The organism is Neorhizobium sp. USDA 3394 (assembly GCF_056280385.1).
On record NZ_JBWCDU010000001.1, the window covers coordinates 2,617,712 to 2,643,879 of the forward strand.

The 26,168-nt window shown below is 55.1% G+C and carries 29 protein-coding genes; 9 read left to right on the top strand and 20 right to left on the bottom strand.

The window, feature by feature from the left end; translation table 11 throughout:
* Positions 1–27 precede the first annotated feature (27 nt).
* From ACZ9EJ_RS12680 to ACZ9EJ_RS12765, 18 genes are all read right to left on the bottom strand, one after another.
* On the bottom strand, positions 28–426 hold the full coding sequence (locus ACZ9EJ_RS12680) for a DUF3168 domain-containing protein (RefSeq protein WP_046641519.1): 399 nt from the start codon (positions 424–426) through the stop codon (positions 28–30).
* Positions 423–755 carry a phage head closure protein gene (locus tag ACZ9EJ_RS12685; protein ID WP_251091213.1) on the bottom strand — a complete coding sequence of 111 codons (333 nt, stop codon included), beginning with the start codon at positions 753–755 and terminating at the stop codon, positions 423–425. The genes ACZ9EJ_RS12680 and ACZ9EJ_RS12685 overlap by 4 nt, the downstream gene beginning before the upstream one ends.
* Positions 755–1,324 (bottom strand): head-tail connector protein, encoded by a 570-nt coding sequence (locus ACZ9EJ_RS12690; RefSeq protein WP_046641520.1) that lies wholly within the window; start codon positions 1,322–1,324, stop codon positions 755–757. The genes ACZ9EJ_RS12685 and ACZ9EJ_RS12690 overlap by 1 nt, the downstream gene beginning before the upstream one ends.
* 300 nt (positions 1,325–1,624) lie before the next feature.
* Complete coding sequence (locus tag ACZ9EJ_RS12695; protein ID WP_052764656.1) at positions 1,625–3,028, bottom strand: phage tail protein; 1,404 nt, start codon at positions 3,026–3,028, stop codon at positions 1,625–1,627.
* A 61-nt stretch (positions 3,029–3,089) separates the two neighbouring features.
* Complete coding sequence (locus ACZ9EJ_RS12700; RefSeq protein ID WP_052764657.1) at positions 3,090–5,237, bottom strand: hypothetical protein; 2,148 nt, start codon at positions 5,235–5,237, stop codon at positions 3,090–3,092.
* Positions 5,237–6,100 carry a phage tail tip lysozyme gene (locus ACZ9EJ_RS12705; RefSeq protein ID WP_476099190.1) on the bottom strand — a complete coding sequence of 288 codons (864 nt, stop codon included), beginning with the start codon at positions 6,098–6,100 and terminating at the stop codon, positions 5,237–5,239. The genes ACZ9EJ_RS12700 and ACZ9EJ_RS12705 overlap by 1 nt, the downstream gene beginning before the upstream one ends.
* Positions 6,101–6,139: 39 nt before the next feature.
* On the bottom strand, positions 6,140–7,597 hold the full coding sequence (locus ACZ9EJ_RS12710; protein WP_476099192.1) for a hypothetical protein: 1,458 nt from the start codon (positions 7,595–7,597) through the stop codon (positions 6,140–6,142).
* Positions 7,598–9,040: a tail fiber domain-containing protein gene (locus tag ACZ9EJ_RS12715; RefSeq protein ID WP_046641523.1), complete on the bottom strand. Its 1,443-nt coding sequence runs from the start codon at positions 9,038–9,040 to the stop codon at positions 7,598–7,600. It abuts the gene before it with no gap.
* Positions 9,040–9,459, bottom strand: coding sequence for a hypothetical protein (locus ACZ9EJ_RS12720; protein ID WP_046641524.1), 420 nt, complete (start codon positions 9,457–9,459; stop codon positions 9,040–9,042). Before ACZ9EJ_RS12720 ends, ACZ9EJ_RS12715 begins: the two co-directional genes overlap by 1 nt.
* Positions 9,460–9,775: 316 nt before the next feature.
* A complete protein-coding gene (locus ACZ9EJ_RS12725) occupies positions 9,776–11,299 on the bottom strand; it encodes a hypothetical protein (RefSeq protein ID WP_046641526.1) in 1,524 nt (507 codons plus the stop codon).
* Positions 11,299–11,886: a phage adaptor protein gene (locus ACZ9EJ_RS12730; protein WP_052764659.1), complete on the bottom strand. Its 588-nt coding sequence runs from the start codon at positions 11,884–11,886 to the stop codon at positions 11,299–11,301. The genes ACZ9EJ_RS12725 and ACZ9EJ_RS12730 overlap by 1 nt, the downstream gene beginning before the upstream one ends.
* Before the next feature lies 1 nt (position 11,887).
* Entirely contained in the window at positions 11,888–12,241 is a 354-nt protein-coding gene (locus ACZ9EJ_RS12735; protein WP_046641527.1) for a hypothetical protein, read from the bottom strand.
* Between the two features lie 72 nt (positions 12,242–12,313).
* Positions 12,314–13,252, bottom strand: a complete 939-nt coding sequence (locus tag ACZ9EJ_RS12740) for an SU10 major capsid protein (protein WP_046641528.1) — start codon at positions 13,250–13,252, stop codon at positions 12,314–12,316.
* A 17-nt stretch (positions 13,253–13,269) separates the two neighbouring features.
* A complete protein-coding gene (locus tag ACZ9EJ_RS12745) occupies positions 13,270–14,304 on the bottom strand; it encodes a hypothetical protein (protein ID WP_476099195.1) in 1,035 nt (344 codons plus the stop codon).
* Between the two features lie 63 nt (positions 14,305–14,367).
* Positions 14,368–14,625, bottom strand: a complete 258-nt coding sequence (locus ACZ9EJ_RS12750; RefSeq protein WP_046642717.1) for a hypothetical protein — start codon at positions 14,623–14,625, stop codon at positions 14,368–14,370.
* Between the two features lie 10 nt (positions 14,626–14,635).
* Positions 14,636–16,894 carry a portal protein gene (locus ACZ9EJ_RS12755; RefSeq protein WP_476099197.1) on the bottom strand — a complete coding sequence of 753 codons (2,259 nt, stop codon included), beginning with the start codon at positions 16,892–16,894 and terminating at the stop codon, positions 14,636–14,638.
* A gap of 57 nt (positions 16,895–16,951) precedes the next feature.
* Positions 16,952–18,385 carry a terminase large subunit domain-containing protein gene (locus tag ACZ9EJ_RS12760; RefSeq protein WP_046642635.1) on the bottom strand — a complete coding sequence of 478 codons (1,434 nt, stop codon included), beginning with the start codon at positions 18,383–18,385 and terminating at the stop codon, positions 16,952–16,954.
* A 97-nt stretch (positions 18,386–18,482) separates the two neighbouring features.
* The gene (locus ACZ9EJ_RS12765; protein ID WP_046642636.1) at positions 18,483–18,908 is read right to left on the bottom strand and encodes a hypothetical protein; all 426 of its coding nucleotides are present in this window, start codon (positions 18,906–18,908) and stop codon (positions 18,483–18,485) included.
* A gap of 92 nt (positions 18,909–19,000) precedes the next feature.
* Here ACZ9EJ_RS12765 and ACZ9EJ_RS12770 point away from each other — a divergent pair, with 92 nt between their 5' ends.
* From ACZ9EJ_RS12770 to ACZ9EJ_RS12805, 8 genes are all read left to right on the top strand, one after another.
* Complete coding sequence (locus ACZ9EJ_RS12770; protein ID WP_046642637.1) at positions 19,001–19,264, top strand: hypothetical protein; 264 nt, start codon at positions 19,001–19,003, stop codon at positions 19,262–19,264.
* Positions 19,261–19,407, top strand: a complete 147-nt coding sequence (locus tag ACZ9EJ_RS12775) for a hypothetical protein (RefSeq protein ID WP_476099200.1) — start codon at positions 19,261–19,263, stop codon at positions 19,405–19,407. Before ACZ9EJ_RS12770 ends, ACZ9EJ_RS12775 begins: the two co-directional genes overlap by 4 nt.
* Positions 19,404–19,829, top strand: a complete 426-nt coding sequence (locus tag ACZ9EJ_RS12780; protein ID WP_046642638.1) for a hypothetical protein — start codon at positions 19,404–19,406, stop codon at positions 19,827–19,829. The genes ACZ9EJ_RS12775 and ACZ9EJ_RS12780 overlap by 4 nt, the downstream gene beginning before the upstream one ends.
* A gap of 49 nt (positions 19,830–19,878) precedes the next feature.
* Positions 19,879–20,850, top strand: a complete 972-nt coding sequence (locus tag ACZ9EJ_RS12785) for a hypothetical protein (protein ID WP_046642639.1) — start codon at positions 19,879–19,881, stop codon at positions 20,848–20,850.
* 103 nt (positions 20,851–20,953) lie between these two features.
* Positions 20,954–21,718, top strand: a complete 765-nt coding sequence (locus ACZ9EJ_RS12790) for a hypothetical protein (RefSeq protein WP_046642640.1) — start codon at positions 20,954–20,956, stop codon at positions 21,716–21,718.
* Between the two features lie 58 nt (positions 21,719–21,776).
* On the top strand, positions 21,777–22,427 hold the full coding sequence (locus ACZ9EJ_RS12795) for an AAA family ATPase (RefSeq protein ID WP_046642641.1): 651 nt from the start codon (positions 21,777–21,779) through the stop codon (positions 22,425–22,427).
* A 65-nt stretch (positions 22,428–22,492) separates the two neighbouring features.
* Positions 22,493–22,798: a hypothetical protein gene (locus ACZ9EJ_RS12800; RefSeq protein WP_046642642.1), complete on the top strand. Its 306-nt coding sequence runs from the start codon at positions 22,493–22,495 to the stop codon at positions 22,796–22,798.
* 191 nt (positions 22,799–22,989) lie between these two features.
* Positions 22,990–23,688: a hypothetical protein gene (locus ACZ9EJ_RS12805; protein ID WP_476099203.1), complete on the top strand. Its 699-nt coding sequence runs from the start codon at positions 22,990–22,992 to the stop codon at positions 23,686–23,688.
* A gap of 262 nt (positions 23,689–23,950) precedes the next feature.
* Here the strand turns inward: ACZ9EJ_RS12805 and ACZ9EJ_RS12810 are convergent, their stop codons facing one another.
* A complete protein-coding gene (locus ACZ9EJ_RS12810; RefSeq protein WP_046642700.1) occupies positions 23,951–24,331 on the bottom strand; it encodes a hypothetical protein in 381 nt (126 codons plus the stop codon).
* Between the two features lie 100 nt (positions 24,332–24,431).
* On the opposite strand from ACZ9EJ_RS12810, the gene ACZ9EJ_RS12815 reads away from it, so the two are divergent.
* Complete coding sequence (locus tag ACZ9EJ_RS12815; RefSeq protein ID WP_476099206.1) at positions 24,432–25,367, top strand: hypothetical protein; 936 nt, start codon at positions 24,432–24,434, stop codon at positions 25,365–25,367.
* An 86-nt stretch (positions 25,368–25,453) separates the two neighbouring features.
* On the opposite strand, the gene ACZ9EJ_RS12820 is transcribed toward ACZ9EJ_RS12815, so the two are convergent.
* Positions 25,454–26,074, bottom strand: coding sequence for a recombinase family protein (locus tag ACZ9EJ_RS12820; protein WP_476099208.1), 621 nt, complete (start codon positions 26,072–26,074; stop codon positions 25,454–25,456).
* Positions 26,075–26,168: the final 94 nt, after the last annotated feature.

A 26,168-nucleotide genomic window follows, 5' to 3' on the forward strand; every position in this document is an offset into this window, starting at 1 on the left:
ATTCAACGAACAATCCGAGTGACCCCATCACTCCGTCACCGCCCGAAACCGCATCTCCGCCAGATAGAACTTCGACTTCGGCTCCCGCCGCGTCCGCATGCTCACCTGCTGCAGGTTCACCAGCACCGCCCCCTCCAGCGCCAGCGCCGCATCATGCAACAGGGCGTACACCAATCCGGCGATCTCCTGCGCCCGTCGCCGCCCCTCGCCGTCGGACCAGATTTCCAGCACCAGAAGATGTTCCTCGCCGGCCTCGCTGGCGGTCGAGAAATCCCGTGTCTCCATCTCGCCGAATACCACGCAGGGCAGCTTTGCCCGCGGCAGCAACCGGTCGCGGATGCCGTCGGCGCCGACGATCGCAGCCAGCGCCGCATCGCCGGAGAGGACTTGGTGGATCGCTTGCAGAAGCGCGTTTCCCGCCGTCATCGGGCCTCCTCCTCGCATTGGCAGACGAGATAACGCCGCGTCTCGTCCGGGTCGTGCACCAGCTTCACCAGGAAGACCCGTGCACCTTTACGAAACCGCTGGCCGGCTGAAATGTCGTCGCGGAACCGCACCCAGATGCGGTGGCTGATCGTGCCGCCCTCGGCCGCCGCCTGTTCGTCAACCACAAACGAGACCGGCTCGATCCGCGCCCAGAGCGTCGCCGTCACCTCCCAGGTCACCGCCGCGCCGCCTTGCCCGTCCGGCACCTTCTCCGGTGCCTCGAGGTCGAGCCTGGCAGTCATCGACCCCGGATCGAAGAACAGCACCATCAGAGCCTCCGCATCCGGAACGGCGCGACCAGCCGCTCGTAGCCGTCGGGAATGCCGGCCGGCTGGTTCTCCGGCGAAACGACGCCGCGGAAAGCGAACATATGGCCGATATGGATCGACATCGCCCGCTTCAGCGTATCCGGCACATCGGTTCCCGCCTCGCCGAAGCCGGCCGAAAAGTCGATCTCGATACCGTTGACGGATCTGCCCGGCTCCGGTGGATGCCGCAGCCAAAGCCGCGCCGGCCGGCCTTCGCCGTCGAGCAGATGATCTTCCAGTGGAACTTCAAGCGCCGTCCCGTCCGCGTCGTAAACCGTAACGTTCTGAATCTCTTGCACCGGCGATCTCGATATCCGGATGATGCCATCGGCCGGCCAGCGGTCGAGATAAAGCCGCCACGCCTGAGACATCAGGCAAAGCCCCGTCTCCCGCTCCAGATGTTCGCGGGCGGTCCGGATCAGCGAGGCCAGCAGCGCATCCTCGTCGCTTCCATCGATGCGCAGATGCGCCTTCACCTCGGCAAGCGTCAGCGGCTCCGCCGAAGGCGGAGTGGTTTGGGCGTAGGTCATGGGGATCCTGGGGATGATTGAGTGAGTACTGGTTAGTCGGTAGTGAGCAGTGATGTGAAAGGGGCAGCCAACCGGCCGCCCCTACTCACCTATCACTACCCGCTACTCACTGAGCGTCAGCTCGCAGCAAACTTCACCACCTTGATCGCCTCGAAATTCTGCACCCCGCCGCCGACGCGCTTGGTGGTGTAGAAGAGCACATAAGTGCTAAATGCGGTTTACACTACTTTTTTTAAAGCGTTGCAGCGCAAGGGTTTTTGCTGCTTTCCGACGAAGGCTCCGGCCAATATCGATTGGTTCTTAGAACTTGATGAAGAACGGCAACGCGATGTTCTTTGGACGGGTCTCAGCAGCGGTACGCGGGGTTCCATTGACCCCATCGGTTACGGGGTCCCTTGTTGTTGCAGACGAGCCGGTGCGGTACTGTGGTGCAGCATTCCCAGAACCACCAGCCGAGGTTGGCGTTTCACTTCCAAGCATGTCGTGCCGGTGGCCCTGCATGGCGTCTTCTTGCGCAGTACCGAAAGCGCGACCTGTATCGACACCTCGTCCGTCATCCAGTCCTCTAAGGAAGTAGCCGCGTAGATCGGGAACGTTGAATGTCGTGGTACCATTACCAACACCCCATGACGTACCGATGGCCGTGAATAGAGCCGCATACGTTGATCGGCTAACTGCCGCGCCGTTACACTTCATCCAACCGGCGGGCGGTGTGACCATAGCGAATGGTGCGATTGCGCCAGCGGCAACTCCTATAATTGCATCGACAGCAGCCGACACATAGGCAGTTGTCGCCAATTGCGTGGTATTGGTTCCGGCGGTTGCTGTTGGAGCGGTTGGGGTGCCTGTTAGCGCAGGAGACGCAAGGTTCGCTTTGAGATCGAGAGCCGTTTGCTGAAGCGTCGATACGGGAAGCGCAGTTGCGTGATAACCATCGAGCAAATCTGCATCAAGCGTAGAGCCAGCACCGTCGTTACCAGCGGTCCAAACAGTTGCACCGGCAAACTGCATATTGCCGGTCTCGGGAATATCTAGTTTCTGAGTTGCGACGCCAGCAGCGTTATAGGTCTGGATCGTAACGGCTGAACCAGCGATGTTAGCGGAAATCTGACCACGATTGATCGTGCCTGTCTTCTTGCGAAGGAAGATTTGCGGCGATGTGTCGTGATCGACTGACAGGATATCGCCGCTGACAGTAGTTGCCGATGTGAACGTTTTACCAGTCTGTGTCGTAGGCAATCGATCATCAGTAACCGTGCCAGCGATGAGTTGGCCTGCATCAAGACCATCGGGGTTCGCAACACGGAAAGCCGTGCCATCGTAGTGGGCGATAACGACCGTGTTCGCCTGAATATCACCGAGAAGCAGAGCCGAGCCATCTGGACGAAGCAGCGACTTCGCCCCTTGAGCGTTGACGTTCAACGTTGGTGCAGTACCGCTTGTTACATGCGCCCAGAATACGAATTTCTTGCCTTTGGTGATCGGAGCGGGTGCTTGCGCGTAGGTCAGAACGTAAGCGGTCGAAGTGCCGGTGCTCGTGTAGATGGGATTGGATTGCACATAGTCGCGCTTGATGGCACCGCGAGTTGCACGAAGGATCGGAGCAACCGTATTCGGCGCATAACTGCCCTGAATACCATCCGGGCTTGCGCTGTTATTCGACGGGTCAAGTTCTGACCACTTTGTATCTGAAATGTCTGCCATTGGCGTTTACCACCTTGTTTTTATTGTTTTTGTCGGTGCTCACGCTCTCGCGCTTACGTATTTACCGTTCCCATGCTTTTTCTTGGTAATTGATCTCGCGTAGGTACTCGTCGAGCGCAGTGCGAGTGGCCGGGTTTGCTGCGGTTTTGGCGAGCGAAGCGATGCCTTCGATGAACTTGCGAGTGCCGCCCTTTTCCACCGATGCTCGCGAGAAACCTGCAAAACGATTGACCACTTCAGGGTCAGCGAGCAACGCGGCCTGATAACGACGACCGCCCCAAGCAAGGGTTTTGCCTGCAATCGCTGTGGCTGCACCAGTTGGACCAGCGAACAACGCACCCAAGATCGTCGTGCGATCCAATGGGTTCATTTCCGCCAATGCCGACTGATGCGAAGCCGTGTTGGAGTGATTGGCTTTGCCCTGATACGGCTTCCAATTCTCAGCCACACGCGCAAGACGATCCATGTCCTGACGATACTGCGCACGGCTCGTGCCCTTGAACAGCGCGTCTTTCGCTTCCGGCGAAAGCCTGCTCCATTCGTTGAACATGCGGGTCGGATTATAGACGCTCTCGCCTGCCTCTGTGACCTGACGGCCCATGCGAAGGACTGTGTTACCAGCGAGATCATCCCACGCTTCTTGTCCACCGGCCTTCTCGATCTGACGGCGAATGGCCTGCAAACGAGTGCCACCCTTTGTGGACTGCGCAAGAACATAGTCGTGCACCTTGTCCGGCGTCATCTTGAGGATCGGATCAATTGACTGCTTCTCGTTGAAGATGCTGTCATCCGCGACACGACGACGGAACTGGTTGTTCGCCTTACGCCATGCCTGCAAAGCATCAGGACCAGCCGCACTAGCAGTGGCCTCCATGTCCTTGGTCAGAGCATCCGCAACGCTGTTCAGGCGGGTCTTGAGAACGTCATCGGCACCGGGATCGTTTGCCAGTTCTCGGATTGAGGTACGAGCCTGCTTGAGGGTGTTGAAATCAGCGCCCTTGCCGACATCTTCGACAATCGCCGACGCCTGACGAATAGCGTCATCGTAGGCTTTGCCCTGATTGAGTTCAGCGGACTTGCCGAGCAATTTGCGCTGGCCTTGCAGGCGCTTCAGTTCTGCGCCGATATTGTCGCCGCTGGCCTTCACACCCTGCGTTAGTTGTGCGGTCTGGCCGTAAAGTTCATCGCTGCGGGCTGTAGCCGCTTCTTTGGCACGCTGGGCGTATCCTTGCAGTGCCTCGCCTAGTTCCTGCTTGCTCGCTGCTCCACGGCCTCCTGTGAGACCATCAACAACCCGCAAGTGTTCATCACCTTGGGCATCGAAAGCCTGCGAGATGCGTTCCTGAATTCGTTTGCCGGAATTTGTTGCGGCAAGTGCGTGTTCTTTTGTCGCGATACGGGCATTGCCATTGACCATGCCAGCGGTCGGCTCGGCACCGATAGCGCGGAGATCCGTTGCGCGTTGAGCAGCCTTTGCCGCATCATCAGCCTCGCCTACGACAAATCGCTTTCCAGCGCCGTATAATGCACCTGCGCCCTTTGCAACGGCCATGCCTGCGCCTTCACCAGCCGCATTCAATGCGAAGGTCTTAGCCGCGTCTGTCAATTGTTCCGAGCCGGTTCGTGTGTCCTCGTTGCCGAACAGGTAGTTTAGACCACGCTGGACGCCTTCACGGCCTGCAACTGCACCTGTGCCTGCACCAGCGATACCACCGGCAACACCACCAGCAGCCGTGCCCAATACTGGAACTGCCGAACCGACAGCAGCACCACCGATACCACCGCCGACAGCACCACCGATACCGCCACCGATTTCACCGATCTCAGGTGCGATGCTGGCAAAGTCACCGGCCGTGAGATTGAGCGGATTCCAACTTTCGCGATTGTACATGATGGTCTTACCCGTTTCCGGGTTTGTCATCATGAAGTTGCTGCCGTCTTTCGTTGGCTGCGCATCTGGATAGGTCTTGCGGAGCGCGACCAGTTTGTCCTCTGGCTTCTCAAGCGCACCGACTTCCATACGGACGTTCCACGGTGCTTCGCCTTCGGGATCGAGATTGCTTTCATTTGGACCGACACGAACGTCATCGTCGGCATCCATCAAAGCAGCCAAGCCGGGGTCAACATCGCTGACAACCTCGTCCTGGTCCATGAGGGAGAACAACTCGTCTTCCGGCTTCTTCTTTAAAATGCTTCCACTACCAGCCATTAGATGAGCCTCCCGCCGCGATTACCGCGCTTCATCATCATTTGAAGCAGTTCCCACGGCTCCATTCCGTCAGTCCCGTCACCGCGCATTGGCGTCACGCCGCTAACCGCTCCGGTCAGTTGCACTGGCGCGTCCTGTGTGCGACCGCCTTTGGCGACCTGCTTGTTCATGCTCTCGGCGTTCTTGCCCATCATCTCACCGAGACCGCCGAGCAGTTTTCCGGTCTTAGCCGTGTCCATGCCGAAGATTTCATCCGGCAGGATTTTCGGGATATCGATGAGTGGCTTGTCGGCTTTTGCCGTTTCGATCACGGGTGCTTCCGGCTTATCGATAGCGAGAAGCGACGGGCCTTGTGCTCGTGCCTGAACCTGAGAAGGTGCAGCCGCTGCGATTTCTTCCGGCGTGCGACCAAGCAGTTCCTGCGCAACACCAAGACGATTATCCCAGCCGTGACCAGCCGTTGGGTTTGCCCTGCTGTAGCCTTGTGGACGCTCGTAGCCGATCATCGCAGCGGCAGCATCGTGCTCGTTCTGCGCGCTCATCAAGCGGTCGTAAGAGTATTTCTCTGGTCCCTGCATTTCGTGCATGACGAAATCCAGTTGCGTATCGCGGTCGGTAAAATCCGTGCCTCGCTCCGCTGCGAATGATTTCAGTGCCCTTGCACGGTCGCCATTCCACTGGCCTTGTCCGATACTATCGGAGCCATCACGGCCATCGCCGGGATTGCGAGCCATCGGGTTCATCGTGCTCTCTTGGAAGAGATTGCCGACAATACCAGCGGCCTGATGCGGCTTGAGTTTGTATTTGTCCTGATAATATTTGAACGCGTAAAGCGCATCGTTATTCAATGCGGGTCTTGCCAATGTCTCACCTCGTCCCGTTGATCGGGCTTCTTGTGGTAGTTATTTCTTCTTCTTGATCTGCTTCGTGCGGGGATCGATGTACGACGCGCCCGATGGCAGTTTGTTGTAATCTTCGACTGTCGTGATCGCAGCCGGTGGGGTTTCGACCGGGCGACTGACCTTTCCATCTTCACCGATGTCCAGCAGGTTCGACTTCTTTTCAGGCCGCGTATATTCGGGAACTGAAACACCACCGAGAACCGAACGCTCTCGTTTGAAGGTGTCGTTGTCGCCGGGATAAACGGTGTCGAGTTTGCTGTTATACGAGGTGATCAAGTCCTTGTTGCCGCGCTCCATGATATCGAGCAGGCGTGTGATGCTGGTCTCGTCCAGTTGGATAGAACCACCAGCAGCCTTTTCAGCGAACTCACGGTCACTGTTCGAAATGTTGGCCGAACCGACCGTCATCTTGAGCATTGCCGAAACCTGCGGAGCGATAGCCGAGCGGAAGGTTTCAGTGTTCGTGATCTTGTCCACGTCACCAACACCAATCAACTGGCCAATCTTGCGCAGACCCAGGAATTGGTCAGCACCAGCGCCGAACACGCCGCCGCTTTCAACCGCGTTGCGTGCCTCATAGATACCCTTCAAGCCGTTTTGCGCCTGACGGGCTTTCTCGTTCTCAGCAAGCATCGTGTCGAAGATCTGCTTATCCGATCCACCGCCATTGGTGATGTTCGTTGCACCGGCACGCTTGAGGTCAATCTGTTCTTGACGGAATTTCGGATCTTCAAGGCCGAACTCGTAGTCCTTACGGTCGCTCGTATACTGACCAGCATCCTTTGCGCGGGATAGGTCTTCAGCCGACTCCGCAACGCCGGGAGCAAGTTCGTAGCCATTGGGACCGAGCAGTGCGCCGTTCTTCCGCTGGCTGTCATCGAGTTGCTGGATACGTTCAAGCAGTGCGTTCGCAGCCGAGAACTCGCCGTTGTCCAGATACAACTTGTAGAGCGCCTTCATCTGGGAAACGCTCATCGGGCCGTTGCCTGTGGGATCAACACCGATTGCGGCAACAGCATCCTTGTTCGCCTGATCGCGCTGCAACTTGATCTGGTTCGCGCCGAGTTTCGCGTTGGTCAGACGTTCCTCAAGACCATCCTTGCGAGCATCGCCATAGCCCTTTGCCGCTGCACCGATACCGGCACCGAGGACAGAACCGAAGTTCATTGGATCGCGGCTAGGTCCACCAGCCATCATAGCACCAGCACCACCTTGGATGAGAGCCATTGCGAGGGCTTGTCGTTTCTCGTCATCTTGCGGAACGATGCCGTCGAGCAGGCCGAACATCGTTCGGTTCTTCTCAGGTTCAGCAGGAGCCGAAGTGTCGAGCAGAGCGGGCGCTGGAGCCTGTGCGGACTGATCGACGTTGAGCAGACCACCTTGAGCCTGCTCCTGGAGTTTCTTTTTGTCCTCGTCGGTCAGTGATTGCCACATGCTTAGGAAATCGAAGTTTGCCATTTACGCGGCCTCCACGAATGTATCGGTGATGATGTGTTTGCGACCGCCGATTTCGATAACCGCGTCTGGGATGATCTCTTCGACCTCTTGAGCCATCGGACCGACCCATGTGGTTTGCTCTGGATCGTCCTTGTAGGTGAACTCGTACATCGGGATTGTCGAACCATCGGCAACCGGCATAAAGCCGATCTGACGGATGATGCGCTTGGTGCGCTCGTCGCAAAGTGTGAGCAGTCCGAGAAGCGAACCCAAACCACCAGCAACCTGACCCGCCGTGTTCGAATACACAGGGGTAGTCACGTTGTTATAGCCACCGCCGTTGACCATGTTGATCATGTCCGCGATGTTTCTAATCGGCTGTGTCTGCTCGAAGTCGTGCTTCTGAATATCGGCGTTCAACACGTCCTGTGCGCGCGTATCTTGAATTGCGCCGATCTGGCCCAATTGCTGCGAAGGCAGGTAACCGTAGCCGTAGGTATCGCCAGCCATGCCAGCCGCGCCCAACTGAGTGTTTGCAGCGGCGTTTGCATTTCCAGCCTGACTATTCGCTGCATCCAATTGGAGTTTCGAGTTGTTCAAGCCGTTGTTGACGTCGCTGTTGTAGAGATCGCCGTAGAGCGACGAACCGGCCAAGCGCTGACCTTGCTGTGAATTGCTCGTGTTCGCCACGTTCGCATTTGCGGAAATCTGGTTTTGCTGGTCGCTGTTATAGAAGTTTCCGACCTGCTGGTTCGCGTTCAACTGTGTCTGAATATCGGTGTTGTACTGAGCACCGTACATGTCGGTTGCTGCTCGACCCATCGCTTCCGCTGCTGTCGATGTCGCGTTGTTCAACTGAGTAGCGAACGCATTCGAACCTGAACGACCCAGCATGTTCGCCTGACCGGAAATCCCCGGCATCGTGACGTTCTTCAACTGGTCGGCAATCTTGCCCTGCTGTGTCGCGACCATCTGGTCCAAGTATGGATTCTTACCGACGTTCGCGCCGGATGCCGTAGCCATGAGGTTCGACAACACCGGGTTCTTCGATGAAGCCAGATTGTTCGCCTGCTGCTGTTGCAAGCCTAAGCCGGTGTTTGTGTAGGCGTTCGCATTGGCAACCTGACCTAGCGCGGGATTGCCTCCAGCGGCCGTGCTGCTCTGCAAACGGGAAAGCGTGTCCTGGGCCTGTGTGGGATTAGCCGAGCCGCCAGCAATATTGGCAACTGCGTTCTGCGCGTTGGTCAGCGCAGCCGTGCCTTGACCGCCACGAGCAATCGCTTCCTGCTGCGCCATCGCGTCTTTGGTCGCTTTGGATTGATCCGCAACAGTGGACCCCTGATAATACTGCGGAGCGCCTTTATCGAAGAGAGCATCAGCCTTCGCGTAATACTCTTGCAGATAGCCTTTCGCGCCGTCCCATGGTTCTGTTTTTGTGGTGGTCTCTTTTGGCGTGCTACCCATTATGCAAGTCCTTTAAAATATATCGTTTCGTCGTCCCCTTTGTGGGTGGTGAAACCGAATGCTGTTGTGATGCGTGACCAACCGGCTCGGCCAATTCCGAGCACGCCTTCGCAGCCATGCGACCGCGCGTATTCCTCGACCGAGGGCAAACCGACTTCGAAGATTTCGAGCAATGCGCGGGACTTGTTGCCCGCTACGAGGAAGAAGCAGCACACGGACTTGCCTTGCCACTCCGTGAGCGATGTCACAGCGCAAGCGTTGTCAGTGGTCCAGAACTGGTAATCTCGATTGATCAAGCCAGCGTCGATTTGTTCAATCGTGTGGCCGTGGGAATGCTTGAGGGCTTCAATCAGTAGGCTACGATAACGATGATATTCGCGTGTGAATGTCTCAAAATTATCGTGCTTTGTGACTGCCATTACACTCCGTGAATTACGTAATCGAATGTTCTAACTGTTGCCGCGTTGGCATGATTTACGGTGAATTGGCCTGTGCCAATGTTGCTGATCCACGTCGTTGTCACTGCGCCTGCTGCTGCCGCTGTGCGAGGCGCTGCAATCGAAATGACGCTCAACGTGTTGACCTTCGGGTTCTGCACGATGGTACTCGCTACGCCGTTGGTGAGCGTAAACTGTCCTGTGTTGTCGCTAACCTGCCGCACAACCTGATTGACGGTTGTTTGGAGTTGGGTCGCGTTTCGCGCATCACTAATCGACGGGATTCTCATGCGAATATTTATCTATACCCGGCTGGATTTGCTTCAATTTGCAGGAGCGATGCTTGTGTCCACTCGCCGTTCAGCAGCAATCGGAAACGATGGAACCGGCTCTGCTTTCGGAAATATGCGAAGCCCTTGCGACCGCCTGCCGTTTTGATCGGCGTCCATTCAACTGTGTCGTTGGTCAGCGCGCGAGTACCCACGCTGAGCGAGGCAGTTGCACCATTGCCCTCGTAGAATGGTCGAACGCCGATGACGGTTGTTCGATCACCCTGCGTCTGCGGGTTGATCATCCGAAGCGTGTTGATCAGGTGTTGCTCTTGCGTCTCGATTGTCGCTTGGAGCGTTGCTCCACCAAGAACGAGAATGTCGCCGGTAAGGCTTGCGCCCCAGAGCATTGGCTTACCACCGGCCCAAACTGCGCTATCCAAACTTACCGGGATATCATCGATCGTGCCGTAAACGTCGAGTTGGTCGATTGTCCAAGGCAGGCTCATCGCGTTGAAGATGATTTCGCTTGTCGCATCTGCGTCGGACCAACAGCCGGTGTCGTAATTGTAGATGATGATCCGGTCAGGAGAGCCGTCTGTTGCGGCCTTGCTGCAATATTGCCAGTACACGAGCGAGGTGTCTGGATCAGCAGCAACGCTCATGCGGTGGGCTTTGCTCAAGTCGGCATCCGCGAGGAATGTCTTGTTGATCTTGCCAATACCGATGTTGGAGAAGCCACCCTTTTCCATCTGGTAGAAACCATCATCGCTGAGGAAGAAGGTCTTACCGGCGACTGTGACCACGCTTTGCGGAACCGAACAGCCTTTGCCATTCCAAGCGGTGTCCAACTGGAAAACGTACGGAGCGCCGATATAGGTCATGCGGACAATGCCGCGCTGCATCAGCACCCAGACATAATCGTCCGTGACAACACCAGTGATCGAGCCGAAGTCGTTGATATCTTGGAAGTCGCTTTGCGTGGCGACAGAGAAGTTGAAATCGAACGGATTTCCATCTGCGGACCAGCGAATGCGGTTTGTCTTTGCGCCGTCGAATGGGTCGTAGGTATTCGCGAGGATCGCGAAATTCTTGAACACGCTGACATACCTGCCCTGCACGAGGGTCGTCAGGTCAGCGAATTGCGTGTCCACGTTCATGTCGATGAACTGCGGTGCGTCCGTGTAGTTGGACATGATCACGGCAGAGCCATATTGCGCGCTGCGCCATTGCTCGGTGTCAGCGGTCGCGTATCCAGCAGCACGGCTCACGTCGAGCCATTGCTGATCCGCTGGATTGACCTTGTAGAGTTTCGTTGCGCAACCGCCGTAGACTTTGGCGGTGCCCAAACTATCCTGCCCAACAGCCGTGCCCAAGGGACGTGAAGCCATCGAGGTAGCCGAATAGACGCTGGCGCGTTTCATCGGGCCATAGGTGACACTGCCAGGTATCGAGCCGACACCCGGAGTGACGTTATGTGCGACAGTCACACCCGGATTGTTCAGGTCGGGAAGATCAGGGGTCCATGGACCGAACACGCTATCAACGAGCATTAGGCCATACCTCCATCGAAGATGATGGTATTGCCGCTGTTGAACGCGCGACGGTGATCCGCATCGACAAGCGCAAGCGCCTTATCCAGCGCTGCTTGCTCAGATGCTTCCATGCGTGGATTGTCGAAATACTTGTAGCCCTGCACGAGTGACGCGCGCAGATATACGTTCGGGAATTTCGTCAGCAGCCAGTTGGTCGGATTTGCATCAGACAGCGGTGTCAGGCTGCGGTAGTAGACTAGACGCACCGTGCGCGGCTCGTCCTGCTCGGGTACGATCTTGTAGGTGTTGCCGACTTGGTAATAGCCGATCTCATCAAAGTTCAGAACGTCGCCGTAGATGCTGACACGCACGGCCATCTTGCCATCGACTTCGATAAGGCGGGCTTCGAGGAAGTCGTCTGGCAGTTCCACCGCATTGGCTGTGGTCGTCAGGACGGCCTCAGTTTCCATGCGGTAGTGCTTGAGGATCACATTCAATTCGACTTCGGCCAAGGCGATGAAATCGCCGATTGGCTCGTCAACGCTGATTTCTTCGGCGTATTCGATGATCTTGGATTGAAGAGCGGCGTAATCGTTCAGGGCCATGTTAGAGCCTCAAACCGTTCACGCGGAACTTCTTGTAGTCAGGATCATTCAGGCGACGTGCCATTTCAACGTCGTCTTCTGTGATGCCTTCCTGTTCCCATGCGTAGTAGATGCTGGCCGGGATGCTCGCGACTTTTACGTTCGTGCCGAGTTTGCCGGTTGCGCTGAACGCCTTTGCCTCTTCGGCATTCTGTTCAAGCAGGCTTTGGAAATTGCGGTGGTAAACGTCTTCGACAACGTGGTTGCCTTGGCGTGTCCAGACTACGGTTTTGTTTGCGTCCTCATGTACGACTTTCGTTTCTCCGTCTTTCAGGAAGAAGTCGATGGTGAGGTCGAGAATATTGTCATTGTTCACGTTCGCCTCTTTGTTATTGTTTTTATCGGGCGATAAAATGAAGGGGCCAATTAGGCCCCTTCGTTAGTTCGATTAGACCGCTGCGGCCTGAACGTCGGCGATCTTACCGTTGCCGGTTTCGTCGCGTGCTTCCAGCGTAAGTTCCGCATGGATCATCTTGGCCTCATAGAGACCACCAGCAGGCAAGTCCTTCTTAGTGAACTTGGTGAGGTAAGAAGCAGCCCATGTGGTTTCGTCCAAGAGCAGAACTGTGCGGGTACGCATGATGAAGTTCGGCTTTACAATGTACTTGCCGAAGTCGCCTTCGTAGTAGTCAACCGCGTTAACGATTGTCTTCTTGTCAGCAGCCGTATTAACGGTTGTGCCGCCATTGAATGTGGACAACTTGCGCTTCAGTGTACCACCGAGCATGATTGTCTTCGCACGACCACCCTGCTCCCAGATATCTTGGAAAGCGTCGTTGAGCATTGTTTCAGTGAACTCGCGAAGAGTACCGTCTACAACGTCAGCAACAACGTTGGTTGTTGGATTATAGCCGCCGGTTACACCGTCAGTGCCATGCGATGCGTTGGTCTTGATCCACGCTTCTGCACCAGCAAGTTCGCGAGTACCGGAAAGAACCGAACCCTGAGGACCAGTGATAGCCTTCTCGATGTCGCGCTTGATTTCCTTGGAAGCGTCCTTGATCTGCTCTGCCATGTGGTCAACGTTGGAAACAGTGGAACTGTCTTCAACAGTTGTGCTGACCGAGCGTGTCTTAGCGAAGATCTGGCAAACGTTAGCCGCGCGTGTTGCGAGCGTGCTAGTTGCTGTCGGAGCATCAGCACCTTCAGCCTGTGCGTTTGCAGCCGCATCGTTCAACTTCTTGGAGAAGAATTCGCGAAGGATGTTTGTGGTCGAAGTTGTGCCAATCGAACTCAGGAAAGGTGTTTCCTCACGGTCGAGTGTGGAAACGGCTTCGTGCCACGACTGCTTGATTGTCTTTAGATCGGAAGTTTTTGTGATGGCCATTTTTGGCTTCTCCTTAATTAATTATTCAAAAGGTCTTTGAAGATCGCCGTTGCATCGTCTTCCGAACCCGTCTTCTGATATCTGCGGATCGAGTTGGTCACGTGGTCGCCGGCTGGCTTCTTTGAGGATGCAGATGTTGTAGGCGCGGCCATAACTGGCTTTGCTTCAACCGCCTTCACTGCCTTCGGAACTTGCTTTGCGATGTTCAAATGCTGCATCGCGAAATATGCGAGTTTGATCAGCACCGGATTATCGATGCCTGCGATCATGTCCGCTGGAACGCCCTGTTCATTGAGGAACGTTTCAACAGCACCAAGATTTGTGTTGGCGTGCTTATCTCCGAACACTTCGGGCATTTCGTTGGCTAGAACTTCACGTGCTTCGATTTTACGTTGACGTGTTTGTTCGACCTCGAACTGCTTCTTCTGTTCGTCGATCTGCGCTTTATAACCAGCAATCTCTTGGAGGCGCTTGATGCGCTTTTCCTGCTGCTTCTCCCACTGGAACTTCTTCTTCTGGGCTTCGTATGGGTCGTTTTCCCATTCCGCTTCCCAATTCGGTTCCGTGAGATCAAACTCTTGAGAAACGACCGTCATCAGGCCGTTGATCTGGTTTTCAAACGCGCTACGAATTTGATGCTTATCGACTTCCTGCACCATCCACTGTTTGCGGAGTGAGGCAATCTCTTGCATCTTCTTCGTGTAATCGGACTGACGTCTGTAGCCTTCCTTCAATTCCTTTACCGTGAACTTCTCGCCGTTAACGTCTACGAGTGTGTCGTCTGGAATGGCATTTGAAGTATCTGCCTGTTCGTCGTCCGCTGCATCTTCAGTTTCATCGCCTTCAACGCCTTCGGAGTCCTCATCAGGTTGTTCCGCGTCGTCTTCGATTTCATCTTCCGATGTTGAAGCATTGTGTGCTTCGGTAGTTTCAGTACGTTCAATATCGGTTGTAGCGTTTTCGCTGTCCAATAGTTGTTTGAATGTATCTGCTGCTGAATTGTTGTCAGTAGCCGATGCAGTTCCCATGTCGGGATTGTTGCTCGTTTCCACTTGTATGCCTTGGGTAATAGTTGATCGTGCAACTATTTAGTCAGGGCATTGAAATCTCTTGTCTTATGCCTCTGGAACGTAGCCGTCATCTTTAAGCGCGTGATCGGACATGACTACCCATTTTTTCAACTGACTTTCGCAGAGGTTCCAGTTCAGCATCTGGGCATGAAGTTCCTCGCGGGATTGTGTGTCGTCCAGCGCGGTCTTCCACATCTGTTCACAAGCCATCGCCTTGAGCGCCCTAATAGTCTCGATGAACACGGCACTCTCCAAGAACTGCTTTGCGTTTGTGCCGCGATTGATGATTTCTTCCTTTTTCATTTTCTACTCCTTACATTCCCGGCAACATTGGCTGCTGAGGCATCTGCTGTTGTGCTGCGGCCTGTTGTGCTTGCATGGCTTGTGCCTGCTGCGCCTGCGCTTGCTGAGCGGCCTGCGCTGCCTTTTGCGCCTGCTCGTTTGCAAGCATGGTCATTTCTAGATCGTTGCGCTGCTTGGCCGTCTCAGCCTCAACGCGGGCAATATCGACCTGGGCCGCGTATTTGGCCGTGATCTCGGCGCGCTTGAGTTCGAATTCCATTGCAGCCTTGTCCTTCTCGCGGTCATTGCGCATGGTCTCGATTGCAATCTCCAACTGACGATCTTTTTCCTTCTCGGCCGCTGCTGCCTGAGCCTTCACCTGTTCGACTTCGACAAGCGGATTTGGTGGTGGTGGCTGTTTTGGCTGCGCCTCGGCCTGCTTCCGCGCGGTCTCAGGATCGATGAAATACAGCGATGGGTTCTTCTGTCCGAGAACGTCGAGAGTGCGAACGGCGCGGTTATAGGCGGTCTGCGGATTGGATAGACCAAACTGCGCCATTTCACCTTGCAAGGCTTGAATCATCTGCATGTTTTGGATCGAGCCGAGTTTATCGGTCACTCCGAACGCGACGTTAGTGGTGATGTCCAAATCCGGGTCCCACTCGTCAACGCGCATATTCTCGTACTTGCCAGTCAAGCGGGTGATCAGTTTCGCGGCGTCATCCGCGTTGTTACGGAGCAAGTCGATGATCACGCGGAATAGGTAGCGAATGCCGCTGGCTGCGAAAGTCTGGGCAATGTGCTCGACGCGCATCTGCTGGCCGCTCATCCGCTGGGTGCTTGCCGTCGCAGTCGTGTTCTGCAAATCCGCCGGGTTCACACTCATCATGTTGCCGCCAGCACCTGTCACGTTGTCCATGGTCTGGTCGATTTGTGCGATCAAGCCCATAGCAGCGGCGCCAGCGAACTGAGGCTGGTTATACGAGATCGCGTTTGCGGGATTGCCGTTGGTGCGGATCGTCTTACCCGGATACGGATTGCGAAGGTCATCCAAATTGACTTCGTCCTGATTGACGAACACGAGGGGGTCAACGAACCTGTTGAAACTATCGTGCGTGTTGCGGATCATCTTCGACTTGATGTTCTGATCCTGCCCTACACGGTCAGTCATACTCTGACCGAACAACGTGTTTGGCTCAGGGAATGGAACAAACGGCGCATAGGGGTAGAACTTGCTGACCTCTTGATGCGCAAGCATGACAGGCGCGTTTTCCAGATCACCACCAATTGTAATGCGGTAATGGCGAGGCTTGTCGTCATCGATGGCGATCTTCGTGTAGATTTCGTAGACCGTCACCTTGTCGCCGGTCTCGTCTACGCCTTGGTCAAAGTCTGTGTTCTTGGAGCGCTCGACGGCCATCGGCGCATCGTCATCACTGGCGAACGGGATTAGATCGACCTTCGCCTTGTCGAACTTCATGTCCAACAGGTCTTGCTTCGATACGAACCGCTTGTGACCTTGAACCGCTGCACAAATGCCGCCGGTTTGCGGATCGATATGCGCGTCCTTGGAGACGATGAAATCTTCCGGTGGGAGCGCTCGGATCGGCATGGCGATGTTCTGTCGCTTACGACGGATCGAGATATCGCGAACCATCGGAGCAATCGGTCGCGCAAGCATTGCCATTTCGGGCGGCATACCTGGCTGTGGTGGTGGAGCGGGAGCCGAATACGGTTCGCTGCGCTCGATGATCTCGAGTTTGCCGGCTTCCTCGTCGTTTACGAACTGAACCAGTTGCTCATCGGTGAGGCCCTTGATCAGTTCGGGAAGCATTTCCTCTTGCTCGGTTTTGAACTCGACCGTCGCAATACCGATACCGGTGATAATGCCGTTCGCGATCCAGTCTTCCATGATCATGCCAAACGAGTTTTTGACCGTGGCAATGTGGTTGACTACATCGTTCTGCTGCTCTGCCAGTGCCTCGTCTTCCGACCCATTTGGCTCGAAACTGACGATCTGCTTTTGGCTGACCAGCAACTTGTAGAGATTGGATTTAAGCCAGTCCGTGCGCTCCTGAACGTCAGCGCTGACATATCTGGACTTGCCCGGTCGTAGCGGTTTGCCATTCTTGTCGAGATCGCCATCAAGGGGTTCGCGGCGATAACTCGAAATGCCAACGGCCTGTTTCTCTGCGGTCTTCGTAACCGAGACGCCAACTGCGTCACGCACCATGACCGCTATACGATTGACTACAGCGGCCTCGTCAGCCTTCTTGTTCTTTTTTGCCATTTGGCCTTTCGCGGCAGTTGGTTCTGCCGTTGTTTTCTTTTTGGGATCCGATGGTATTTATTGGAGCCAGCGCAAATCCGGCTCGTTTCCGTTGTCGTGTCGACGGCTGAACGCGGCGTAGCGCGTCGGGCTGATCGCGAATGTGAGGCTGAGAGCATCCGCATAGTCGGGCGAAGCGCCCTTCAAGCGCTTCTTGATCTCGTCCTTCTTCTCGATTTTGATCTTGCCGGTGTCGCTGGTGTAGGTCGGCGTGACCAACTCCTTGATCAGGTCGGCATGTTTGGGAATTGATGGGCGGTCATTCCTGAACCACTCCCCCATTTCCCACCAAAGTTGATCACGGAGGCGGCTGTAAAACTCGGGTCTACGTGTGGGCGAGTTGGAGACCATCACGCGCCTGACCGGCAGGCCCATGGCTCTCAGGTTCGATTCCACGCCCGAACCCAGTCCATTAGCGTCTACGCAGATAAACTGTGGTCGCTTCGTCGGGTGCTCGCGCTCGTACTCGTCGCGGATCGCCATAGCCAGTTGGGTAGGATCGAGACCGCGCCATGTTTTCGGCTGCTCGAAAACGACGCTGTCATGCCGCTTGATCAACACGCTGTTGTCGGAGTTGTCTCCGGCACCTGCGGGATCGACTCCCCAGATCACTGGCAAATCACGGCTTGGCACTGCTTCGTCATTCTCGACGGCCTGCTCAACTAGCCACCGCGGAATTAGGCCATCAGCGTCGTTATCTGGAAACTCGCCGAGCACCATGATCCCGTACAAGCGGCTGGCTTTGCCGCCGTACTCGATCTCTTTCGCCAACAGGTCATCTGCTGTGACGTGCGGCGCGTCTGTCATCTTGCCGTGAACCTTGGTCCACAACACAGAGATCGGGCCGTTCCACGTCTCGTAGAAATAGCCGCTTGTGCTCGATGGGTTGCTGATCAGGCAGAGTTTGCCGTTCTTGTCGATCAGGACGTTGGTGAGGACTTCGATGACTTCATCAGGGACACCAGTGGCTTCGTCCACAAAGACAAAGTTGTTGTCCATGTGGACACCACGAGCCGAGGACACGTTGTCCTTGTTGGCGAGCGCGAATGTCGCGAAACATGAGGCTGGTCTGTTCTTGCGCTCGATCTTGCGTGCTGTGATCGTCCAGAGGTCCGCAAACGCGGCATCCATCTTGCCATGCAAGAGCGCCAGTTCTTTCCACAGACCGCGTTCCAACTGGCCTTCGTTTGGGCCGTAAACTGTTACCTGAACGTCATCGTGCGTGAACAATGCCCACCACACGAGGATCGCAAGCCCGCGCGTCTTGCCGAAACCTACACCACCCTTGAAGGTGACACGCTTGTTCTGCTGAAAGGCTTGTGCGAATTCGATTTGTTTTGCGCGAAGTGCGTTCTCAGGTCCGAACACAGTTTCCGCGAAGTACCCGACATCATCTTGGCAGCGTTTAAGGAACTTCTTTAGTTCCTCTTCCTGCTCTTTTGTTATTTTCATTCAAATACAACCGGCTGTTATTACCGGCGGTATTTACCTGTCCACTCCCGTTTGCTGCTTCAAATGAAAAAGCCCCGGAAAATCCGGGGCTCTTGTCTTACTTGCTCGCTGCTTTTTTACCGCTACCTTTGGGCTTCGCTGTTGCTGCCTCTTTAACAGTCGCTGTGTCCGCTTCAACCTTGGCCGCCTGAATTGCCTTCTGGAACTCGCGATCCGTATCAGCAAGCGTTAGCGCGCCTTCGAACAGCACCTTCGCTTCTTCAAGATCGTTGACTTGCCAGTACTTTGCTCCGTCCAATTCGATGGGCTTCTTGCCCAACTGCAAACGATAGCCACCTCCGTAGGACTTGAACCAGTTGGTCGCCGCTGTGCCTTTAGCACTACCCGGCTTCTTCATTTCCTGATCCATCTTTTTGATTTGCGTCTGAACTGACGTCTTGAACAGCGTAATTGGGTCACGTTGACCGCGTGCTGGTGCCTCTGCTCGCTTCGCCGCGAACATGGCTCTGATTTCATCACTCATATTGTTCTCCTTTTCGGTTTGATGATGGTTTTGATGACCCCGAGTTAAATACTTGTGAATGGTTGATATTGCGCACGGCGCGGGGAATGCAAATGAAAATTGAATACGAAGTCGCAGGCGGTCATCGTCGCGGTGACATGGAGAACTTCATCGCTGCTAATCCAGCGCTGGATACTGAAACTGCTCAACGCACATGGATTGAACAGCGGTTCGGCAAGTGGATCACAGACAACATCACCGAGAACTTTAGCATCTACGAAACAACACCTTTGGGCTTCCGCGTGGACTTTCCTCAGAACGCAGATGCTCTCGCATTCCTGCGCAAGTTGGGTGGCCGCTCTTTGGAGACCGAATGATGACTAAAAAGACGAAAAAGCAAATCCAGTCGCTGCACGACAAAATTCTCGATCTGGCGAAAAACAGCCCGAACGAGGCGATTCGAAGGAAGGCGGCAGCCTTGTTGCGGAACTCACTTCAGCAGGGGCAGAAGAAGAGATGAAAATCCCGAGACTGAAATCAACAAAGCCAGACGACAAACGAACGATCGTCACGCCGGAACGGAAAGAGGCACTGAAAAACATGGGATGGAAAAAGGGCCAGAGCGGCAACATCAAAGGCAGACCACCTGAACTAGCCGAGATCAAGGAAGCCGTGCAGATGAACGCGCTGGACGCTGTTGAGGTAATGCGAGAGTTGATGATGAGCAGCGAGAACGCCGCGACACGCCAACGAGCCGCCGCATATTTCATCGACCCGTTCGTCAGCAAGGCCGCGCAGAAGGTCGATGTCGATGTGACCGTTACGCCTTTGGATGTCTTCCTCGCACGGATTGCCAAGACACGCGGCGAGGTCATCGAGGCCGACTATGTTGAGACCCTACCCGCTCCAAAGGACCAGGACGACACGGTAGAGGAACCTTAATGCCTTAGCGGTTTAAGTGCCGTGTAAAACGACACTTTGAGGTAGAGCGGTGGCAAAGAAGGCGCTGATAAAGGCCGCAGGAACGCGAAGAAAAACCCCTGACGTATCGGACGAGATCAAGAAACTGCGCATGATCCGAGAGTGCTTTCGGATTGATACCCCCGAAGAGGCTGTCGAAAACATTGCTACCCTCCTCGATCGCGGTCACGCGATGATGAATGCGCAGTTGACCCCCGCGAAACACCACACCCGATTTGCGCGAGCCGATGCAAAGAAGGCCGAAAAAATGGCTGAGCCGGATCGCGCTGCCTATCTCGCCCATATTGCAAAGCAGCGGATGCAGGCTGCGGTCCTGATGAAGTTGAGTTTGGAACAACCCGCTCACTCTCCTACGGCCGTGACCATCGAGCAGCGCATTGACGAACTGGATCGAGATGCGAGAGGCTTTTGGGAAGATGGTTTCTTGCCTCACGAGCGCCGCGAGATCGAAACGATGGATCAATGGGAACGGCGGCACATCAAGAAGCCGATCTCAACCGAAACCCTCCAACACACAATCAGCCTCTACCCCGAACAACGCGCACATCTTCTCTCTGAGGGCTTGGTCCCCGGCGCAGACGGCGACGAAACAGACCGGCTGGCAGTCCTGCGCAGTATGCCTGCGATTAAGAGCCGCTACCTGTGGCGCAACAAAGAACTCACGCGAGCCTGCACATTGCTGCACGGGATCGTAACGCACTTGGAGAACCTTCCTCCGAATGATCCTCTGATCCAGACCTATAAAGAGCAGTACGCGTTCGAGGCGCTTGCGCTGTCGCAGTCAAAATATGCTCCAACCGGCGAAATCCAGCGGCTCGGCATTGCCATTGCCAGTGCGGATCAAGAGGCAATGGGTTCCCGGCAATTCCTACCGGACGATGACCTCGCGGTGCGAGTTTCCTATTGCTACGGCAAGTACCTGGCCGAACTTGAAGGCCGGAAAAAAGGCCGCAAACCTAGCACCAATCTCAGAATATCCTAAATTATTGATTTTCCTCGTTTCTTAGCCATTCTCTCGACCTCTCAAACGATGCGTCCCGGCTTAAAAATTCCCTCGTCAATCACGACAACGAAGGGAATTCATAATGACCATCATCACACAAAAAGCGCTTTCGGGTATCGCTGATACCGCTCTGCTCGTCGACCTCGATGAGGCGTCGAACGAATTTGCAGCGTGGCAGGCCCATGAGGCTACATCCACCGCCGCATTGTACAAGGTCATGGAGCGGGCCATGGCAATCGCCAAGACCTATGACATCAGCATCTTGAAGGTTGCGGCAAAGGCCAACGACATCAAGACGCAGAAAAATTCGACTGTGTTCGGCATCGCGGCGAAATTGGTGTTCCGTGGCATCGATAACGCTAAGGCAAGCGCCTACGCGACCGTTATGGAAAAGGCGAACACTGCCGGGATCGCTCCCGCTGCTCTGTCCGCTTGGATCGTTTCCGAGGGTGGCCTTGAGAAGATCCGTACTGGCGGCTCGACCACAACCAACGAAGCAAAAAAGGCTGCTGACCTTGCGCACGTTTCGAAGGCGCTGAACGTGATCAATGGCCGGTACTCCACCCCGCTAACACTTCCGGCTCCGAACCCGGCGGCAGCAAAAATCAAGACCACCGGAAGAACGCCGACTGCGGCGCTTCTCGTCAAGATCAACGACGCGGGCGATATCGACGTCCTGTTCTCTTACACGGACAGTGACGTTCTCGAAACGCTCTATCGCAAGATGGGCGAGGCGATGGAATCGCCGGTATCACCCGCTTTCAGCCAAGTCTTTGCAAGCGAACCCGCGCCCCTCCACGATGAGCAAGAAGACGCCATCGACGCTGCTGTCGAAGCCAGCAAGTGAGCGCAAAGCGCCGGGTATTAGTCCCGGCGCGTCCCTCACCTATGAAAGGAATTTCCCAATGGGACTTATTGAAAAGTACGCGCCCAAGTCTGCGCTCAAAGACTTCACCCATGATCCCAAGATGTTGCTCGCCGCAAGCGGGTACACTCGTGGGACCATCACACGACCCCTGCTCCTGTACGGCGTCCATGGCACCGGCAAGACGGCATTTGCTCGCGCACTGGCGATGGAGATGGCACCGGATATGCACGTGTCGGATATTCACGAAATCGATGTCAGCCAAGACACGAGTATCGACGCGGTTCGCAGGATCAACAACTCAATCGGGCTGTTTCCGGCAAATTCTCGGGGCATCCGTGTGGTCATCTTGGATGAAGTGGACAATTTCAGCCGACAAGCGATGGACGCTCTCAAGGGCTTGATGACGAAATTCCCGTCCACCGGCTCGGGCGTATTCTTCATCCTGACGACCAACAACGTGAACGCGTTGAGCGCCCCTGTGCGTGACCGCTGCAAAGAAGTCCACGTGCCAGCGACTACGGTTTCTGACGTGTTGCCCGCTGCGCAGTCGATCCTGACGGCCGAAGGGATCACCTTGAGCGATGATGCAGTTCGAGCAGCCCTGACGCGAGACAATTCGGGTCTGTGCTCGTACCGAGACATGTACGGCGTTCTCGAAGAGATCATCACGCGGCGTTCTCAGCCGTGACACCCGGAAGTGTCGTTTTACACGGCACTTTCTCCCCCAAAATCGCAAACCAAGGAGTAAAGCGTATGCTTAGCGATGCACTATTCGAAGCCGAAACGGCTATCCATCATTATCAGACAGAGATGCCGGATATATACGGTCCGGTTAAAACAGAAATCGATGCGCTGCGCTGCCAGATGGTGGTGCTACAGATGCGCCTCGACGGGTTGCTGCCAGAGGGATGGCTTGAACGTCATCCCATCTATGTCGCGGCTCTCGCGGGTGATATCGGGCCGCAAGACCGGTTCATCCACGATGGGGACGATAGCGTGTTGGCCGAGTTCTGGGCGGAGTTAAAAGCCGCGCAAGATGCTGCCGAGAAAGCCCCTTGATAACAGAAGCCCCGTTTCGGGGCTTTCTTGCGTGCATACGGCGAAAGAAGTTAGCCGAGGAATTTGCACAGTGGGAACGTCTTCGTCGTCACTCCACTGCGTAGAGCAGGACAATATATTAAACTGGAACTCTTGCGCATGATTATGTTACCCCAAGGCATTGAGGCAATTTTCGAGGTATGGGGGTAAACTTGTTATTTCTTGTTGTGTATTTCGGCGTCGGTCTTCTCTGCGCCTTTGTTGGAATGGAAATGGCTCGTAGTCGAAACAAAGATCCTGCGATGTGGGGTCTGATTTGTTTCCTTTTTGGCCTAGTTGGCATCATTATCTTGGCTATGTCTGGCGCTAGTGTTCCGCAGACACAACAATCGTATACTGCGCTAGCAGATCAGCCTCCCAAGGATACACCTGTGGCGCCTTCCGCGTCCGTAGTTGACACAGCCGCCTGGAAAACCCTCACAGAGTTCGATGATGAGGTGAAGCAGGCTGTCCAGAACATAGCCGGCTTCGGTCGTAGCGCGGAAGAACGTTTGGCGACCGCGTACCTCGCGGTTAATGACAAGAACCTCCTACCTGCGATAGTAGGGAAGATCATCGCCGACGAGACTGACGCCGCGTCGAAGCGTGCGGAGCAGAAGACACGCGCTGCTCAACAGCGGACGATCGAGGCCAGTTCACGGCTTGAGCGACGGGAAAAACTTGCCCTAGAGACCATCGAAGAAATAAAAAGGGCCGGAATGACCTATAATGGCAAAAAGGTTCTTTCAGCGGCGTTGAATGAAAGCGAGGTAGATGCCGACCTCGGGTGGGCGAAAATCGTATATGTCGATGGAAGCGCAGAACTTCGGGCAGGAACCAATTTCCAAGTGATCTCGTCCGCACGATCTTAAGCACGGTACGGAGAAAGGCCCGCAAAATGCGGGCCTTCATTAGCAATACCTGTTATTCCTCTGGAGGCTCATACAGCGCGTCCAGCCCTGCCGCACATGCCGATGCATTTGCTTGCACGACCGCAGCGGAAGAGCATCTGTGCGTCTTTCCTGCTGCTTCTCGCAGTTAGCCGCGCTTGTAGCCAGGCCAAGCATGAGGACATGGAAAAGCCCCAGCAGTTTCCCGCTGGGGCTCCATTCGGATTGCGCAATCCGAAATCGTTTATTTGGCCTTCTTCGCCTTGCTCTTAGCGCGTCCGACCTTCAACCGTTCCGACCGCTCCATGCTGTGCAGGGCAATCGTATCCTGCAGTTTCTTATCCGCTTGGATGACATCCTTCGCCGCCTTCAGTACCTCGACCACCACGTCGAGATCAGCAGCCTTGAACAGTTTGCTGCCAGCGATTTCGAAACCGTTGCGACCGATGCGGACAACGTATCCGGCACCATCCTTGCGGAACCACAGCGACCGCGTGTTGATCGCTTTGCCGTCCTTCACTTGACCCGCATATGCGATCTGCGCATCGATCTTGCTGTTGAAGATCTCCAGCGGGTTACGACCGCCTGCAGCACCGGTCGTTGCAGCGGACTTGAGTACTTCCAAAGCGTTTGTCAATTCGATCTACCTTTGCACCAGCAGCACCGTTGCTGCCGTGCTCTCCTATCAATAGCCGTTGATAGTTCAGGGCAACCGGAGATTTCACTTGCTGGCGAAAGCGCTGCATTCTACGTTTTCATCGAATGGGGGCACTGCGTTGACGTTGACAAGGAAAATTCGATCCGAGGAAGTGGCATCGCCTGACGCGAGCATCAAGACATGCTTTGTTATGATGCCCATATCTGACGTGGAAGGTTATCCTGTCGGTCACTTCTCCGAAGTGTACAACCAACTTATCCGGCCCTCGGTCGAGGCAGCAGGATATAAGTGCTCTCTGGCTACCAGCACCAGCGCTGCGCACCTGATCCAACTCGAAGTCGTTACGAGAGTCGCAACCGCTGACTTGTGCATCTGCGACCTCTCGACAAATAACGCAAACGTGTTGTTTGAGTACGGGATCCGGCAGGCGTTCGACAAACCGACAGTTCTGATCAAGGATGACAAGACGCGGCGGATTTTCGATGTGTCAGGTTTCCGCGACATCGAATACGATCACACATTGAGGATCGCGAACACTCTTGCTGCCCGAGACGAGATCGTTAAGGCCATTGCTGACACTGTTAACGGCTCCAGTGACAGTGAGCAGGTTTTCTCTCTGGTCAAGTTGATGAAACTTACAAAGGCTGCCCTACCGGCCGGCGAGGTAACTCAGGATGATGCCCGCTTTGTCCTTCTTGAACAGAAACTCGACAAGTTGGCGAACATGATTTCTGTTGATCGCATGTCAATTGCCTCATTCCCGAAGTCAGTGCGCAAACCGCCGATTCCACCGTCGCCGCGCATGAAACAATTCGCTGATGGCACAACTCTGTCCTTCAGAGACGATCACCTCGTACTGACGCTGAGTGGTTCAGAGCCGGTCGAATTTCATTCGGCGCCGGAACTCGAGAAAAGTGATTTCTGGTCGAGGATAAGCGATCAGGCTAGAGCCTCGATCAATGAAACAGTGCTGGTACACTCACCGAATTTCATTCCATTCTGACCGAATATGGAAAGCACGCAAAACAACATCTGTAGGATTTCAACGTATATAGATATCGCTGCCCGTCCACAGGGGGTGTACGTACCCTACCCCAGGCCTAGCCGAGCAAGCAGCCGGACGATTTGACCCGTACCCCATAGACCGCCCTTAGAGGTCCGTACACCGCGTTCATTAAGAGCACGCGCCAACGCTGCTGGTGTATCAATGCCGCTGTTGATGAGCATCTGGATCTCTTTGTGGATCGATCTTGCAAAGGTGTTTGCTTCATCTACTCGCGCAGCATTTGTTCCCCATTCTTGACCACGTGCGCGCTTTGCAGCGATTGCCACTTTAGTCCGATCCGCGATCATCTCGCGTTCCTTCTCCGCAACTGCTGCCATTATGTGGAACTGAAAGTTATCCGCGTGTGGCATATCACATGCTTTGATCGGAACATTACGCTTGAGCAATCCGCTGATGAAGTGAACGTCACGTGATAGCCGGTCTAGTTTGGCAATGACCAACACTGCCTTACTCTTTGTTGCGTGGTCTAGTGCGGCTTCTAATTGGGGTCTGTCATCGCGCTTGCCGCTCTCAACCTCAGTGTATTCGGCAATGATCGGATGCGAACCAGCGAACAGTTTGACCGCTGCTTGTTGGGCTTCAAGTCCGAGACCTGATTGACCCTGCTTTTGTGTGGAAACACGATAGTAAGCGACGTATTGCATGGCGACCTCAGACGTTGAACGTGCGTTCTTTGTCTGCTGCCGAAAAGATTAAAGGGCGAGTGAAAAGATCGGTTGCCCTTTGATGCAAAAGGAC

Coding starts and splice junctions, on each gene's coding strand:
- ACZ9EJ_RS12680 (WP_046641519.1), bottom strand. CDS start 426: ATGACGGCGGGAAACGCGCTTCTGCAAGCGATCCACCAAGTCCTCTCC.
- ACZ9EJ_RS12685 (WP_251091213.1), bottom strand. CDS start 755: ATGGTGCTGTTCTTCGATCCGGGGTCGATGACTGCCAGGCTCGACCTC.
- ACZ9EJ_RS12690 (WP_046641520.1), bottom strand. CDS start 1,324: ATGACCTACGCCCAAACCACTCCGCCTTCGGCGGAGCCGCTGACGCTT.
- ACZ9EJ_RS12695 (WP_052764656.1), bottom strand. CDS start 3,028: ATGGCAGACATTTCAGATACAAAGTGGTCAGAACTTGACCCGTCGAAT.
- ACZ9EJ_RS12700 (WP_052764657.1), bottom strand. CDS start 5,237: ATGGCTGGTAGTGGAAGCATTTTAAAGAAGAAGCCGGAAGACGAGTTG.
- ACZ9EJ_RS12710 (WP_476099192.1), bottom strand. CDS start 7,597: ATGGCAAACTTCGATTTCCTAAGCATGTGGCAATCACTGACCGACGAG.
- ACZ9EJ_RS12715 (WP_046641523.1), bottom strand. CDS start 9,040: ATGGGTAGCACGCCAAAAGAGACCACCACAAAAACAGAACCATGGGAC.
- ACZ9EJ_RS12720 (WP_046641524.1), bottom strand. CDS start 9,459: ATGGCAGTCACAAAGCACGATAATTTTGAGACATTCACACGCGAATAT.
- ACZ9EJ_RS12725 (WP_046641526.1), bottom strand. CDS start 11,299: ATGCTCGTTGATAGCGTGTTCGGTCCATGGACCCCTGATCTTCCCGAC.
- ACZ9EJ_RS12730 (WP_052764659.1), bottom strand. CDS start 11,886: ATGGCCCTGAACGATTACGCCGCTCTTCAATCCAAGATCATCGAATAC.
- ACZ9EJ_RS12740 (WP_046641528.1), bottom strand. CDS start 13,252: ATGGCCATCACAAAAACTTCCGATCTAAAGACAATCAAGCAGTCGTGG.
- ACZ9EJ_RS12750 (WP_046642717.1), bottom strand. CDS start 14,625: ATGAAAAAGGAAGAAATCATCAATCGCGGCACAAACGCAAAGCAGTTC.
- ACZ9EJ_RS12755 (WP_476099197.1), bottom strand. CDS start 16,894: ATGGCAAAAAAGAACAAGAAGGCTGACGAGGCCGCTGTAGTCAATCGT.
- ACZ9EJ_RS12760 (WP_046642635.1), bottom strand. CDS start 18,385: ATGAAAATAACAAAAGAGCAGGAAGAGGAACTAAAGAAGTTCCTTAAA.
- ACZ9EJ_RS12765 (WP_046642636.1), bottom strand. CDS start 18,908: ATGAGTGATGAAATCAGAGCCATGTTCGCGGCGAAGCGAGCAGAGGCA.
- ACZ9EJ_RS12770 (WP_046642637.1), top strand. CDS start 19,001: ATGAAAATTGAATACGAAGTCGCAGGCGGTCATCGTCGCGGTGACATG.
- ACZ9EJ_RS12775 (WP_476099200.1), top strand. CDS start 19,261: ATGATGACTAAAAAGACGAAAAAGCAAATCCAGTCGCTGCACGACAAA.
- ACZ9EJ_RS12780 (WP_046642638.1), top strand. CDS start 19,404: ATGAAAATCCCGAGACTGAAATCAACAAAGCCAGACGACAAACGAACG.
- ACZ9EJ_RS12790 (WP_046642640.1), top strand. CDS start 20,954: ATGACCATCATCACACAAAAAGCGCTTTCGGGTATCGCTGATACCGCT.
- ACZ9EJ_RS12795 (WP_046642641.1), top strand. CDS start 21,777: ATGGGACTTATTGAAAAGTACGCGCCCAAGTCTGCGCTCAAAGACTTC.
- ACZ9EJ_RS12800 (WP_046642642.1), top strand. CDS start 22,493: ATGCTTAGCGATGCACTATTCGAAGCCGAAACGGCTATCCATCATTAT.
- ACZ9EJ_RS12820 (WP_476099208.1), bottom strand. CDS start 26,074: ATGCAATACGTCGCTTACTATCGTGTTTCCACACAAAAGCAGGGTCAA.